The organism is uncultured Rhodospira sp., from assembly GCF_937138205.1.
In the GTDB taxonomy this organism is placed as follows: domain Bacteria; phylum Pseudomonadota; class Alphaproteobacteria; order Rhodospirillales; family Rhodospirillaceae; genus Rhodospira.
On the sequence record NZ_CAKZOT010000045.1, the window covers coordinates 1 to 13,529 of the forward strand.

12 protein-coding genes are annotated in these 13,529 nt (G+C 67.2%); 7 read left to right on the forward strand and 5 right to left on the reverse strand.

The window, feature by feature from the left end; all coding sequences use genetic code 11:
• Positions 1-28: 28 nt before the first annotated feature.
• Both Q0309_RS05155 and Q0309_RS05160 read right to left on the reverse strand, forming a co-directional pair.
• A complete protein-coding gene (locus tag Q0309_RS05155; protein WP_299438156.1) occupies positions 29-208 on the reverse strand; it encodes a hypothetical protein in 180 nt (59 codons plus the stop codon).
• A 98-nt stretch (positions 209-306) separates the two neighbouring features.
• Positions 307-1,326: a tripartite tricarboxylate transporter substrate binding protein gene (locus tag Q0309_RS05160; RefSeq protein WP_299438158.1), complete on the reverse strand. Its 1,020-nt coding sequence runs from the start codon at positions 1,324-1,326 to the stop codon at positions 307-309.
• A gap of 311 nt (positions 1,327-1,637) precedes the next feature.
• Between Q0309_RS05160 and Q0309_RS05165 the strand changes: the two genes are divergently transcribed.
• A complete protein-coding gene (locus Q0309_RS05165; protein WP_299438160.1) occupies positions 1,638-2,351 on the forward strand; it encodes a GntR family transcriptional regulator in 714 nt (237 codons plus the stop codon).
• A gap of 41 nt (positions 2,352-2,392) precedes the next feature.
• Positions 2,393-3,364 (forward strand): D-glycerate dehydrogenase, encoded by a 972-nt coding sequence (locus Q0309_RS05170; RefSeq protein WP_299438162.1) that lies wholly within the window; start codon positions 2,393-2,395, stop codon positions 3,362-3,364.
• A 280-nt stretch (positions 3,365-3,644) separates the two neighbouring features.
• Here the strand turns inward: Q0309_RS05170 and glpK are convergent, their stop codons facing one another.
• From glpK to Q0309_RS05185, 3 genes are read right to left on the reverse strand one after another with little or no spacing between them, the layout of a single operon-like run.
• Positions 3,645-5,132, reverse strand: coding sequence for a glycerol kinase GlpK (gene glpK, locus Q0309_RS05175; protein ID WP_299438164.1), 1,488 nt, complete (start codon positions 5,130-5,132; stop codon positions 3,645-3,647).
• Positions 5,129-6,661, reverse strand: coding sequence for a glycerol-3-phosphate dehydrogenase (gene glpD / locus Q0309_RS05180; protein WP_299438166.1), 1,533 nt, complete (start codon positions 6,659-6,661; stop codon positions 5,129-5,131). The genes glpK and glpD overlap by 4 nt, the downstream gene beginning before the upstream one ends.
• A complete protein-coding gene (locus Q0309_RS05185; protein WP_299438168.1) occupies positions 6,658-7,449 on the reverse strand; it encodes a DeoR/GlpR family DNA-binding transcription regulator in 792 nt (263 codons plus the stop codon). Before Q0309_RS05185 ends, glpD begins: the two co-directional genes overlap by 4 nt.
• A 241-nt stretch (positions 7,450-7,690) precedes the next feature.
• Between Q0309_RS05185 and Q0309_RS05190 the strand changes: the two genes are divergently transcribed.
• The 5 genes from Q0309_RS05190 (at position 7,691) to Q0309_RS05210 (ending at position 13,509) form a co-directional block, all read left to right on the forward strand.
• On the forward strand, positions 7,691-9,427 hold the full coding sequence (locus Q0309_RS05190; protein WP_299438170.1) for an ABC transporter substrate-binding protein: 1,737 nt from the start codon (positions 7,691-7,693) through the stop codon (positions 9,425-9,427).
• A gap of 208 nt (positions 9,428-9,635) precedes the next feature.
• Positions 9,636-10,715, forward strand: a complete 1,080-nt coding sequence (locus tag Q0309_RS05195; protein ID WP_299438172.1) for an ABC transporter ATP-binding protein — start codon at positions 9,636-9,638, stop codon at positions 10,713-10,715.
• Positions 10,716-10,760: 45 nt separating this feature from the next.
• A complete protein-coding gene (locus Q0309_RS05200) occupies positions 10,761-11,849 on the forward strand; it encodes an ABC transporter ATP-binding protein (protein ID WP_299438174.1) in 1,089 nt (362 codons plus the stop codon).
• Positions 11,846-12,709 (forward strand): carbohydrate ABC transporter permease, encoded by an 864-nt coding sequence (locus Q0309_RS05205; RefSeq protein ID WP_299438176.1) that lies wholly within the window; start codon positions 11,846-11,848, stop codon positions 12,707-12,709. The genes Q0309_RS05200 and Q0309_RS05205 overlap by 4 nt, the downstream gene beginning before the upstream one ends.
• Positions 12,709-13,509 (forward strand): carbohydrate ABC transporter permease, encoded by an 801-nt coding sequence (locus tag Q0309_RS05210; RefSeq protein ID WP_299438178.1) that lies wholly within the window; start codon positions 12,709-12,711, stop codon positions 13,507-13,509. The genes Q0309_RS05205 and Q0309_RS05210 overlap by 1 nt, the downstream gene beginning before the upstream one ends.
• The last annotated feature ends 20 nt before the right edge of the window (positions 13,510-13,529 follow it).

Here is a 13,529-nt window from a genome sequence, read left to right on the forward strand (position 1 = left end):
TTACATGTGCGATGTCCTGTGCGGCCACTCATAGGACGTTCAAGCGATTCCCCTGGGAGACGTACCAGACGTTCTTGACCCCGCCGTAGCTGCCGGTCATTGGGAACGTGGCGGTGACGGCCAGCATGGCCAGGGCCAGGGCCGCCAGCCCCAGTCCGGTCCACAGGTCGGCCTTGCGCAAGGCGCGCCCGGTCGGATCGTCGCTCATGGCGCGCTCCCTGAACGTGTGCGGGCATCGGGTTGACAAAGGAAGCAAGCAGGCGCTGAGCGGGGCCGAAGCCCCGCCCAACCGTCGCCGAGCCAGCCTTACGGCTTTGGAATACCCAGTTCCTCCGGGTTCACCTCGGCGGCGTCCAGCTCCCACAGGGTCCACGAGAACAGGCTTTCCAGGTCCGCGAACGTCTCGCTGGCCTCGGCGCCGGTCTGGCCGGACAGGATGTAGTAGTTCTCCTCGGCCCATTTCTGCACTTCGGGCGTCGCCAGGGCGGCGTCGAAGGCCTCGGTCAGCTTGGCCTTGACCTCGTCCGGGGCATCGGCGCGGACGGCCATGCCGATGGCCTGCGAGATCGGCAGGTATTCCGCCAGGTCCGGGTAGGCATCGAACGCCGACGGAATGGTGCCATGGTCGGCCAGGTCAAAGCTGTCCGGAGTCAACATGCCCAGGGGCTTCAGACGGCCGCCGCGAATGAGCTGTTGCTGTTCGGCCAGCGAGGTGACGACGATGGTGACCTCGCCCGTCATGGCGGCGGTCTGCGCCGGGGCCGATCCCGGATAGGGGATGAAGTTGAAGTCGGCGCCGGTGCCCTTTTCCAGCGCCAGCAGGTTCAGGTGGTGAATGGACCCGGCCCCACCGGCGGCGGCGTTGATGTCACCGGACCCGGCGGCCTCGACCAGATCGGCCAGGGTCTCGAAGCCCGAGTCGGGGTTGACCGAGATCACGTCCGGCGAGCCACCAATGATGAACGGATACCAGACCTCAAAACGCTGATCCCAGCCGCCCTGCACGGCGGCGGTCACGCAGCTCTCGGACAGACCGACGATGGTGTAGCCGTTGGCCGGCTGCTGATAGCCGTAGCTCATGCCGAGCGACCCCGCGACTCCGCCGGGGCGGTTGGTCACGTTGATGTTGACGCCGAGCGCCTGGGCCATGTGCTCGGAGACCACGCGGTTGGCGACATCGGTGCCGCCGCCGGCCGACCAGACGACGACGTTTGTAATGTCGCGGGTCGGATACTCCTGGGCGCCGGCCGAGGACGCGGCAAGGGCCAGCGACGCGGCCGTCGTGGTCGCGATCAGGGCCGTCGACAATGGGCGCAAACGAACCATGTGTTCCTCCCCCGGGATCGGGTTTTTGGGGTGACGGGAAAGCCTGCCCGGACGGTTCGCGCCAGCAGGCCGAGACGCTCTCTTGCATCCGACAACGGATGCGGTAGTGTATGCATTAGAGGATGCGAGTCAAATGACGGTCACAGTCCATACGGCGCGAAAAGGCGGACCCGTGACGCCAGGGGGCAAGGGCGATATGATGCCAAAGTGCCGTTGCAACTGATTCTTTTGCGCCGTGCCGGGCGCCGGAATGGTCCGATCGGATCGGGAACGTTCAAAGGAACAACGCCAATCAACGTGATGATGGGCCCATGGAAACCGGAACCGCAGACCAGAAGACGCCGGTTGAAGACGCGGACTCGGGCGCGACGCGCCTGTCGCGCGCCGACGAGGCCTATCAGGTCCTCAAACGCCGCATTCTTGACAACGACCTGCCGGCCGGCGCGCAGCTTCTCGAACAGGAACTGGCGGAATCCCTGAACATGAGCCGCACGCCCGTGCGCGAGGCGATGGTGCAGCTCGAACGGGACGGGTTGGTGGAGATCCGGCCGCGCCACGGGATGCGGGTTCTGCCCATTTCCGCCGATGACATGCGCGAGATTTACGACATCCTGACCGCCCTGGAGTCGACCGCCGCCGGGCTGGCGGCGGAGCGGGGTCTGTCCGAGGACGAGATCGCCACCCTGGACGTCTGCGTTGCCGAAATGGACGCTGCCCTCGCCGCGAACGATCTGCGGCGCTGGGCGCGCGCCGACGAAGAGTTCCACGCCCGACTGACCGAGCTGTCGGGCAACGCCCGCCTGACGGCCCTGGTCGAGGGTTATGTCGAGCGGACCCACCGGGTGCGCATGGTCACGTTGACCATGCGCCCGAAACCGACCCGCTCGAACCAGGATCATCGAAAGGTGGTCGACGCCATCCGCCAGCGCGACCCCGACCGGGCGCGGCGGACTCATCGCAGGCACCGCCAGCGTGCCTCCGCCCTGCTGACCGACCTACTGCGGGCCCGCGAGGGCGGGCCATGATCCGCGCCCCGGCCGGCGATCCTCAGGCAAAGGAGACCCCCATGCCCACCAAGCCCGTGCTGGCCCTGGCCCGCACTTTGCCCGACGCGGTCGAGGCCCGTGCCGCCCGCGATTACGACGTCCGCCCCGCTCCGGTCGATCACCCGCCGCTGGGCGGCGACGCCCTGGTGGCCCACGCGGCCGGCGCCGACGGCCTGCTGGTGGCGCCCGGCAACGCGGTCTCGGCGGCCGTCATCGACGCGTTGCCGGACTCGGTGCGGGTGATCGCCACCTTCTCGGTGGGCTTCGACCACGTTGATCTCGACGCCGCCCGCGCGCGCGGCATTGTCGTCACCAACACCCCCGACGTTCTCACCGACGCCACGGCGGACATCGCCATGCTGTGCCTGCTGGGCGCCGCGCGCCGGGCCGGCGAGGGCGACGCCCTGATGCGCGCCGGCGCATGGGCCGGCTGGGCGCCGACGCATATGATGGGCACTCATGTGACCGGCAAGCGCCTGGGCATCGTCGGCATGGGCCGCATCGGCCGCGCCGTGGCGAAACGCGCCCGCGCCTTCGACATGACCATCCACTACAACGACCGCGCCCCGCTGCCGCCGCATCAGGCGGAGGGTGCGGTGTTCCACGACACGGTCGAGGCCCTGTTGCCGCAGTGTGAATTTCTCAGCCTGCACTGCCCGGCCACGCCTGAGACCACTGGCCTGATGAACGCGGAGCGCATCGCGCTGCTGCCCCGGGGCGCGATCCTGGTCAACACCGCGCGCGGCCCCGTGCTTGATGACGCGGCGGTGATCGCCGCCCTGAAGAGCGGCCACCTCGCCGCCGCCGGCCTGGACGTCTACACCGGCGAGCCCGCCGTCAATCCGGGCTACCGCGATCTGCCCAACACCTTCCTGCTGCCGCACCTGGGCAGCGCGACGGTGGAGACGCGCGAGGCCATGGGGTTCCGCGCGCTGGACAACCTGGACGCCGTGCTGCTGCGCGGCGAGGCCCCGGGCGACCGGGTGGCGTGAGCCGTTACCCCGCGCCCAGGGTGCCCCCCAGCCGCAGCGTCGCCATCAGGCGCGCCGCCGCTCGCTCGATCAGATCCGGGTCGTTGGCCATGGCCTCGGCCAGGGTCATCGGAGCGGCTACGAAGGGCCGGGCCCCGGCGCCTGTTCCACCTGATCAGCCGCTTGTACGAGACCACATCGGTGATCGTGGTCCCCGTCCAGAGGAGATGATATCGTCGCCAGGGCCGAGTGTGTTGGTCGGCAGCGGGCTATCTGAGGTCGCCACCGTCTTGGGGCAGCGTCAGGTCAACGTGCGGCGGACCGCGTCGCGCCACCCCGCCAGCCGACCGTCGCGATCCTCGACCGCCATCGCCGGCTCGAACCGACGTTCCCGCCGCCAGCCTTCGGCGAAGCCCGCCGCGTCGGGCCAGACGCCGGCCTTGTGCCCGGCCAGCCAGGCGGCGCCGAGGGCCGTCGTCTCCAGCACCACGGGCCGGTCCACCGGCGCGCCCAGGAGGTCGGCCAGACGTTGCATGGTCCAGTCACTGGCCACCATGCCGCCGTCGACGCGTAGGACCGTACGTTCGCCCTCGACGGACCAGTCCTTGTGCATCGCCTCCAGCAGGTCGGCGGTCTGGTAGCACACGGACTCCAAAGCGGCCCGCGCCAGTTCCTTCGGCCCCGTCGCCCGGGTCAGGCCGAACAGCGCGCCCCGCGCGTGCGGGTCCCAGTGGGGCGCGCCCAGGCCGGTGAAGGCCGGCACCAGATAGACCGCCTGCTCCGGGTCGGCCTCGGCGGCCAGCGGACCGGACTGATCGGCGCGGTCGATGATGCCCAGGCCGTCGCGCAGCCATTGCACGGCGGCCCCGGCGATGAAGATGGCGCCTTCCAGGGCGTAGGTCGTGCGGCCGTCCAGCCGGTAGCCGATGGTGGTCAGCAGGCGGTTGGTCGAGACCACCCGGTCGGTTCCGGTGTTGATGAGGGCGAAGCAGCCGGTGCCGTAGGTGGACTTGATCATGCCGGGCTCGAAGCAGGCCTGCCCGACCACGGCCGCCTGCTGGTCCCCGGCCACCCCCCGGATCGGAATGGAAACGCCGAAGATCGCCGGATCGGTGGACCCGAAGTCGGCGGCGCAGTCCAGCACCTCGGGCATCAACGCGCGCGGGATGTTGAGCGCCTTCAGCAGGTCGTCGTCCCAGTCGCCCCGGCCGATGTCATAGAGCATGGAGCGCGACGCGTTGGTGGCGTCGGTGACGTGCCTTTTCCCGCTGGTGAGGTTCCAGATCAGCCAGGAATCGACGGTGCCGAACGCCAGTTCCCCAGCCTCGGCGCGGCCCCGCGCGCCCTCCACGGTATCCAGCAGCCAGGCGATCTTGGAGCCCGAGAAGTAGGGGTCGATAATCAGGCCGGTGCGTTCGGTGATCAGCGGCTCCAGGCCGTCGGTGTCGTAGCGCGCGCATAGATCCGCCGTGCGGCGGTCCTGCCAGACCAGGGCACGGTGGATCGGCTGGCCGGTCTTGCGGTCCCAGATCAGGGTCGTCTCGCGCTGGTTGGTGATGCCAATGGCGGCGATGTCGCCGGCCGACAGACCCGCGTCGGCGAGGGCGAGGCGCACGGTCTCGACGGTCGTGTTCCACAGGTCGGCCGGCGCGTGCTCGACCCAGCCCGAGCGCGGGAAGTGCTGCGTGAATTCCCTCTGGCCGGTGCCGGTGACCGCATAGCGGTCGTTGAAGACGATGGCCCGGGTCGACGTCGTTCCCTGATCGATGGCCAGGACGTATCCGCTCATGGCGTGTGTTCCTCCCTGTCCGGCGGCGCCTGGGGATGCGCCATCCAGTCCTCCAGTGCGGCCGCCTCGTCCGCCGTCAGCCGCAGGCCCAGCTTGGAGCGCCGCCACAGCACATCCTCGGCTGTGCGCGCCCACTCGCGGTCCATCAGGTGGCGCACCTCGGCCTCATACAGGTCGGCGCCGAAATGCCGGCCCAGATCGGCGACAGTGGCGGACTCGCGCAGGATCGTCCAGGCCGCGGTGCCGTAGGCGCGCGCCAGCCGCCACAGCAGGTCGCGCGGCAGATCGGGATAGGCGGACGCAAGACCGTCCACCAGGGCATCGAACCCGCTCCCCCAGAAATCGCCCCCGGGCAAGGGCGTGTCGCGGGTCCAGGGGCCGCCCCGCCGGCCCAGCCGCGCCTCGATCTGCTCCAGCATGGCCTCGGCCAGACGGCGGTAGGTGGTGATCTTGCCGCCGAAGATGTTGAGCAGCGGCGCGCCTTCGCCCGGGTCGGCCCGCAGCACATAGTCGCGGGTCGCGTCCTGCGCCTTGCCGGCGTGGTCATCGAACAGCGGCCGCACCCCGGAATAGCTCCAGACCACCTGATCCGGCGTGACCGGCGCCACGAAATAGGCGCTGGCCGCCCGGCACAGATAGTCGATCTCATCCGGGGAGATCCGCGCCGTGCCGGGATCGCCGATGTACTCCTGGTCGGTGGTGCCGATGAGCGTGAAGTCGCGCTCGAACGGAATGGCGAAGACGATCCGCTGGTCCGCGTTCTGGAAAATGTAGCACTTGTCGTGGTCGAACAGGCGCGGGACGACGATGTGGCTGCCCTGGACCAGGCGCACGTTGTGGGCGTCGGCGCGGCCCAGGGGGCCGCGCAGGAAGATGTCCACCCAGGGTCCGGCGGCGTTGACCACCAAGCGTGCCAAGACCGTGCGCTCTTGGCTCGTCGCCGTGTCCTTCAGACGGATCGTCCAGGTGCCGTCGGTGCGCTCCAGCCCGAGGCATTGGGTGCGGACCATGATCTCGGCGCCCCGATCGGCGGCGTCGCGGGCGTTTAGCACGGTCAGGCGGGCGTCCTGCACCCAGCAGTCCGAGTACTCGAACGCCGTGTCTAAGCCGGCCCGCAGCGGCACTCCCGCCGGATCGGCGCGCAGGTCGAGGACGCGGGTGCCCGGCAATCGCTTACGACCGCCCAGGTGATCGTACAGGAACAGCCCCAGGCGGAGCAGCCATTTGGGCCGCATGGCCTTTTGGTGCGGCAGCACGAACCGCAAGGGCCAGATGATGTGCGGGGCCATCGCCCACAGCACCTCGCGCTCCATCAGCGCCTCGCGGACAAGGCGGAACTCGTAGTGCTCCAGATAGCGCAACCCGCCGTGGATCAGCTTGGTGGACCACGACGACGTACCACTCGCCAGGTCGTTCATCTCGCACAGGCCGACGGAGAATCCCCGGCCGGCCGCGTCCCGGGCGATGCCCGTGCCGTTAATCCCGCCGCCGACGATGAAGACATCGAATGCGGACCGCGAGTCGGTCATGGCGACGGGCCCTCCTCCTCGGGCGCGACCTCGAGTCTTACGCCCCCGGCCTCGCAGAGGTCGCGGATGGACTCGGGCGGCGGCTGGTCGGTCACGAAGATGTCGATGTCCGTCAGGGGCGCGATGCGCACCGGCGCGGTGCGCTCGAACTTCATGGCGTCGGCCACCAGAATGGTGGTGCGCGCGTGGGACAGGATGGTGCGCGCGGCCCGCACCTCGGCATGGTCGTAGTCGAGCACCGTGCCGTCATCGGGATCGATGGCTGAGGCGCCGATGACCGCGAAGTCCACCTTGTAGTCCGAGAGGAAGGCCACCGTGGCGTCGCCGATGATGCCGCCGTCGAACGCCCGCAGCACGCCGCCGGCGACCACCACTCGAACCCCGGGGGCGTCGCGCAGGATGTTGGCCACGTTCAGGTTGTTGGTGACCGTCATCAGGCCTTCGTGGGCGCGCAGAGCCATGGCCACCTGCTCGGTGGTGGTGCCGATGTTGAGGATGGTCGAGCTGTTGTCGGGGATCAGAGTGGCGACGCGCCGGCCGATACGCCGCTTGCCCTCGGCGGCCATGCGCCGGCGCGCCTCGTAGCCCAGGTTCGACACGCCGGACGGCAGCATGGCGCCGCCATGCACGCGTTTCAGAAGATTGCGTTCGCACAGGTCGTTCAGGTCCTTGCGAATGGTCTGCGGCGTCACCTGGAAACGCGACGACAGCCCGTCCACCGTCACCCGCGCCTCGCGCCGGGCGATGGACAGAATGTCCGACTGCCGTGGGGAAAGCGTTTCCATCATCCCGTCGGCGGCAGGACCGCCCCCTGTTCCGGTGTTCGTTTCGCCCGCTTCCGTCATGTTGCGGCGCGAAAAAGTTCGCTCACGCGGCCAATGCCTTTCGCGTTCGCTCACTTTTGATCATTTCCAGATGATTTTCCCGAAAAATCGCGCCCTTAACAACGAAAATTGTCGCCTTGACGTTCGCTTTGTTTCGTTTGATGATGCGGTGTTGTTTCAAGAACGAATTGATGGGAGGAACGGGATGAAAGGCACCCTGACGGCCACGGTCGCGTTCGGCGTGATGGTGGCGTTCGCCCTGCCCGCATATGCCGGCATGGAGGAGGCGGAGACATGGATCGACGACGAATTCCAACCGTCCGTCCTGTCCCGGGACGAACAGCTGGCCGAGATGCAGTGGTTCATCGACGCCGCCGAACCCTTCCAGGGCATGGAAATCAACGTCCTGTCCGAGACTATTCCGACGCACGAGTACGAGTCGCGGGTCCTGACCCAGGCGTTCGAGGAGATTACCGGCATTAAGGTCAACCACCAGCTGCTCGGCGAGGGCGAGGTGGTACAAGCCGTGCAGACCCAGATGCAGACCAACCGCAACCTGTATGATGCCTACGTCAACGACTCGGACCTCATCGGCACGCACTCGCGCCTGCAACTGGCGATGAACCTGACCGACTGGATGGCTGGCGAGGGTGCCGACGTCACCAACCCGATGCTTGATATCGACGACTTCATCGGCAAGTCGTTCACCACCGGCCCGGACGGCAAGCTGTACCAGCTTCCCGATCAGCAGTTCGCCAACCTGTACTGGTTCCGCAAGGACTGGTTCGACCGCGAGGACCTGCAAGCCCAGTTCAAGGAGCTGTACGGCTATGACCTGGGCGTGCCGGTCAACTGGTCGGCCTACGAGGATATCGCCGAGTTCTTCACCGAGCACGTCAAGGAAATCGACGGCGTCCGCGTCTACGGCCACATGGACTATGGCAAGCGCGCCCCGGACCTTGGCTGGCGCATGACGGATGCCTGGCTGTCCATGGCCGGCGCGGGGTCGAAGGGCCTGCCGAACGGCCGGCCGATCGACGAATGGGGCATCCGCATGGAAGAGGGGTCTTGTAACCCCGCGGGCGCCTCGGTCAGTCGCGGCGGCGCCACCAACGGCGCGGCCGCCGTCTACGCCATTCGCAAGTGGGACGAGTGGCTGCGCCAGTACGCGCCGCCGGCCGCCGCCGACTACGATTTCTACCAGTCGCTGCCGGCCCTGTCGCAGGGCAACGTCGCGCAACAGATCTTCTGGTACACCGCCTTCACCGCCTCGATGGTCGCGCCGCAAAGCGAAGGCAACAACACGGTCGACGAAGAGGGGATGCCGCTGTGGCGGATGGCGCCGTCACCGCATGGCCCGTACTGGGAAGAGGGCATGAAGCTGGGGTATCAGGACGCCGGCTCCTGGACGTTCCTGAAGTCGACGCCCGTGGACCGCCGCAAGGCGGCATGGCTGTACGCCCAGTTCGTCGTGTCGAAGACCGTGGACACCAAGAAAAGCCACGTCGGTCTGACCTTCATCCGCGATTCCTCGATCCGGCATGAAAGCTTCACCGAGCGCGCGCCGAAGCTGGGCGGCATGGTCGAGTTCTACCGCTCGCCCGACCGCGTGCTTTGGACCCCGACGGGCGTCAACGTGCCCGACTATCCGAAGCTGGCCCAGATCTGGTGGCAGCAGATCGGCGATGTGAACTCCGGCGTCTTCACCCCGCAGGAGGCCATGGACCGTCTCGCCAGCGAGATGGATCAGGTGATGGCGCGCATGGAGCGGGCCGACAAGGCCAACGACACCTACGGCGGCTGCGGGCCGCGCCTGAACGAGCCGAAGGATCCCGACGAGTGGATCGGTCACGGCGGCGCCAAGCCGGCGCTGGAGAACGAGAAGCCACCGGGCGAGACCGTCGACTACGACGCGCTCGTCGAGCGCTGGGCCGAGCAATAGGGTCCGAGTCCACTGCGGATAAGATGTCGTCATTGCGAGGCGCGAAGCGACGAAGCAATCCAGGGCAACGGACACCGTCATCCGACCCGCCCTGCATTGCTTCGCCCCGCCAATTTCGCGACGCGAAAAAAAAGGCGGGGCTCGCAATGACGTGGCCCGATCAGCTCTCCTTTGTGCCGGCCAGACGAACCGCGAGGGCAGCCGAACCATGCCTCTGGACCTCAAGGGCGTGAGCAAGCAGGTGGGCGGGGAAACCCACATCTACCCCACCGACCTGACGCTCGAGCCCGGCGTCTTCAACATCCTTCTGGGCACGACGGGCGCCGGCAAGACCACGCTGATGCAGCTCATGGCCGGCCTGGAGCGCCCGACCGCCGGCGAAGTGTGGTTCGGCGGCGTCAACGTCACCGGGATGCCCGTGCAGAAGCGCAACGTTTCCATGGTGCACCAGCAGTTCATCAACTACCCGAACATGTCGGTGTTCGAGAACATCGCCTCGCCGCTGCGGGTCGCGCGGATGCCGAAGGCCGAGATCAAGGCCCGCGTCGAACGGATGGCGGACCTTCTGAAGCTCACGCCCCTGCTGGGGCGGCGCCCGTCGGAGCTGTCCGGCGGCCAGCAACAGCGGTGCGCCATGGCGCGGGCGCTGGTCAAGGACGCCAGCCTCGTGCTGCTCGACGAGCCCTTGGCCAACCTGGACTTCAAGCTGCGCGAGGAACTGCGCGACGAGTTGCCGCGCCTGTTCGCGGACCGGGACTGTGTCGTCGTCTACGCCACCACCGAACCGGTCGAAGCACTGCTGCTCGGGGGTAATACCGCGACGGTGTTTCAGGGGCGCGTGGCCCAGTTCGGTCCGACCGGCGAGGTCTACCGCCGACCCGGCACCCTGACGAGCGCGCAGGTCTTTTCCGAACCGCCCATCAATACGGCGCCCGTCACCAAGGACGGCGCGACGATTCGCCTGGGCGAGCACACCGATTGGACGGCGCCGCCGCCCATCCAGGCGCTGCCGGATGGCGCGTATGTCTTCGGCATCCGGCCGCATCACGTCACGCTGGCTCCGGACGGGACCCATCCGGTGGCCATCGACGGCATGGTGCTGGTCACAGAGTTGAGCGGCTCGGAAAGTGTCGTCCATTTCCGTCTTGGCGCCGATGACGGAGCCGCACCCTGGGTCTCTCAATCCCACGGCATTCACGCGGTCCCGGTTGGTCAGGTCGCGCGCCTGCATATGGACGTGGCCCAGGGTCTTTATTTCGAGCCCGATGGCGCGCGGATCGCCGCCTGAGCTGAGCGGGGCGCGGCGACCAGACCGGTGGGCCCAGGGGGAAGCATGGCGAAAATCACCTTGGCGGGGGTCCGCCACTCCTACGGATCGACCCGCGACGACAGGGCGGACTGGGCGCTTCAGCACCTGGACGAGACGTGGGAGGACGGCGGCGCCTATGCGCTGCTGGGGCCGTCCGGGTGCGGCAAGACGACGCTGCTGAACATCGTCTCGGGCCTGCTGCGGCCGACCGAGGGCCGGGTGTTGTTCGACGACCGCGACGTCACCGACCAGCCGCCGGACCAGCGCCACATTGCCCAGGTGTTCCAGTTCCCGGTGATCTACGACACCATGACGGTGCACGATAATCTGGCGTTTCCCCTGCGCAACCGGGGTGTGGATGAGACGCGCGTCAAGGCCCGCGTGCGCGAGATCGCCGACATGCTGGAGTTGACCGACATGCTGGGCCGGCGGGCCCGGGGCCTGACCGCCGACGGCAAGCAGAAGATTTCCCTGGGCCGGGGCCTCGTCCGAGAAGACGTCAACATCGTCATGTTCGACGAACCGCTGACGGTCATCGATCCGCATCTCAAGTGGCAGCTTCGGTCCAAGCTCAAGGAACTGCACCAGCGCGTGGGGCTGACCATGGTCTACGTCACCCACGACCAGACCGAGGCCCTGACCTTCGCCGAGCAGGTCATGGTCATGAACGAAGGCCAGGTGGTGCAGATCGGCACGCCGGTGGACCTGTTCGAGTGTCCCCAGCACACCTTCGTCGGCCATTTCATCGGCTCGCCCGGCATGAACGTGCTGCCCTGCACCCTGGAGGGCGGCAAGGCCGTGGTGGAGGGCCACGCCATCCCCATTGCCAACCCCGTGACCTCGGCCGCCGGGCGTCTGGAGATCGGCGTGCGTCCCGAGTTCATCGACCTGGCCGATCGCGGCGCCGAGACCGGCGTACCGGTCGAGATCCTCAAGGTCAGCGACGCGGGGCGCTACCGGGTCGTGCACACGTGTTTGAACGGCTTCGTGATCAAGGCTCTGGTCAGCGAAGGCGTGGAGATCCCCGCCGACGGCGCGCGGCTGGCCCTGGCCCCCGAGAAAACACGGCTTTACGCGGACGGCTGGCTGGTCCCGGACGGAGGAACGCCATGAACAAGACCGTCAACCACAAGGCCTGGTTCCTGGTCCTGCCGGTGCTGGTCCTGGTCGCCTTCAACGCCTTCATCCCGTTGATGACGGTGGTGAACTACTCGGTGCAAGAGACGTTCGGCGACAACACGTTCTTCTGGGCCGGGCTGATCTGGTTCGAGGACGTGCTGCATTCCGAGCGGTTCCATGCCGCGCTGGTGCGCCAGCTCACGTTCACGTTCACCATTCTGGCGATCGAAATTCCGTTGGGCGTCGTGATCGCCCTGACCATGCCCAAGCGGGGCATCTGGGTGCCGGTTTGTCTGGTGACCATGGCGCTGCCGCTGCTGATCCCGTGGAACGTGGTCGGGGCGATCTGGAACATCTTCGCCCTGCCGGAGATCGGGCTGCTGGGGCAAGTCCTGAACGGCCTCGGCATCGACTACAACTTCACGCGCCAGCCCGGCGCGGCCTGGTTCACGCTGATCGCCATGGACGTGTGGCATTGGACGTCGCTGGTGGTTCTGCTGGCCTATGCGGGGCTGGTGTCGATCCCCGACGCATTCTATCAGGCGGCCAAGATCGACGGCGCCAGCACCTGGGCCATCTTCCGCCACATCCAGTTGCCGAAAATGAAGCGCGTGCTGACCATCGCCGTGCTGCTGCGCTTCATGGACAGCTTCAACATCTACACCGAGCCCTTCGTTTTGACCGGCGGCGGCCCGGGCAATTCCACCACCCTGCTGTCCATTGACCTGGTGAAGCTGGCGTTGGGCCAGTTCGATCTGGGGCCGGCGGCCGCCATGTCGCTGATCTACTTCCTGATCATCCTGGCCCTGAGCTGGATCTTCTACACCCTGATGATGCGCGACGAGGAACGGTGATGAGACGCCTGAGCCCGCTGGTCCCCGCCCTGTACATCCTGTTCGTGATGCTGCCGATCTACTGGCTGCTGAACATGTCGTTCAAGACGACGAACGAAATTCTCGGCGACTTCACACTGTGGCCCCGGGAGTTCACGCTTGAGAACTACATCACGATCTTTAGCGATCCGACGTGGTACATGGGCTATGTGAACTCCCTGGCCTACGTCACGATCAACACGGTCATCTCGGTCACGGCGGCGCTGCCGGCGGCGTACGCCTTCTCGCGCTATCGTTTCCTGGGTGACAAGCATCTGTTCTTCTGGCTGCTGACCAACCGCATGGCGCCGGTGGCCGTGTTCGCGCTGCCGTTCTTCCAACTGTATTCCGCCGTCGGTCTGTTCGACACGCATCTGGCCGTGGCCCTGGCGCACACGCTGTTCAACATCCCACTGGCGGTGTGGATCCTGGAGGGATTCATGTCCGGCGTGCCGCGACAACTGGACGAGACCGCCTACGTGGACGGTTATTCGTTCCCGCACTTTTTCGTGCGCATCTTCCTGCCGACCATCGCCGCCGGCATCGGCGTGGCCTGTTTCTTTTGCTTCATGTTTTCGTGGGTCGAGCTGCTGCTGGCCAAGACCCTGACTGCTGTCGAGGCCAAGCCGATCGCCGCCACCATGACGCGGACGGCGTCGAGTTCGGGCTATGAACTCGGACTGCTGGCCGCCGCCGGGACGCTGACCATCGTCCCCGGCGCCTTCGTCATCTATTTCGTGCGCAACTACATCGCCAAGGGCTTCGCCCTGGGGCGTGTGTAGGCGCTACGGATCAAGGGAGG

Excerpts from the sequence above, each read along its gene's own strand:
- Q0309_RS05205 (WP_299438176.1), top strand. The coding sequence starts at position 11,846 with ATGAACAAGACCGTCAACCACAAGGCCTGGTTCCTGGTCCTGCCGGTG.
- Q0309_RS05165 (WP_299438160.1), top strand. The coding sequence starts at position 1,638 with ATGGAAACCGGAACCGCAGACCAGAAGACGCCGGTTGAAGACGCGGAC.
- Q0309_RS05185 (WP_299438168.1), bottom strand. The coding sequence starts at position 7,449 with ATGATGGAAACGCTTTCCCCACGGCAGTCGGACATTCTGTCCATCGCC.
- Q0309_RS05200 (WP_299438174.1), top strand. The coding sequence starts at position 10,761 with ATGGCGAAAATCACCTTGGCGGGGGTCCGCCACTCCTACGGATCGACC.
- glpD (WP_299438166.1), bottom strand. The coding sequence starts at position 6,661 with ATGACCGACTCGCGGTCCGCATTCGATGTCTTCATCGTCGGCGGCGGG.
- Q0309_RS05190 (WP_299438170.1), top strand. The coding sequence starts at position 7,691 with ATGAAAGGCACCCTGACGGCCACGGTCGCGTTCGGCGTGATGGTGGCG.
- Q0309_RS05210 (WP_299438178.1), top strand. The coding sequence starts at position 12,709 with ATGAGACGCCTGAGCCCGCTGGTCCCCGCCCTGTACATCCTGTTCGTG.
- glpK (WP_299438164.1), bottom strand. The coding sequence starts at position 5,132 with ATGAGCGGATACGTCCTGGCCATCGATCAGGGAACGACGTCGACCCGG.
- Q0309_RS05195 (WP_299438172.1), top strand. The coding sequence starts at position 9,636 with ATGCCTCTGGACCTCAAGGGCGTGAGCAAGCAGGTGGGCGGGGAAACC.
- Q0309_RS05155 (WP_299438156.1), bottom strand. The coding sequence starts at position 208 with ATGAGCGACGATCCGACCGGGCGCGCCTTGCGCAAGGCCGACCTGTGG.
- Q0309_RS05170 (WP_299438162.1), top strand. The coding sequence starts at position 2,393 with ATGCCCACCAAGCCCGTGCTGGCCCTGGCCCGCACTTTGCCCGACGCG.
- Q0309_RS05160 (WP_299438158.1), bottom strand. The coding sequence starts at position 1,326 with ATGGTTCGTTTGCGCCCATTGTCGACGGCCCTGATCGCGACCACGACG.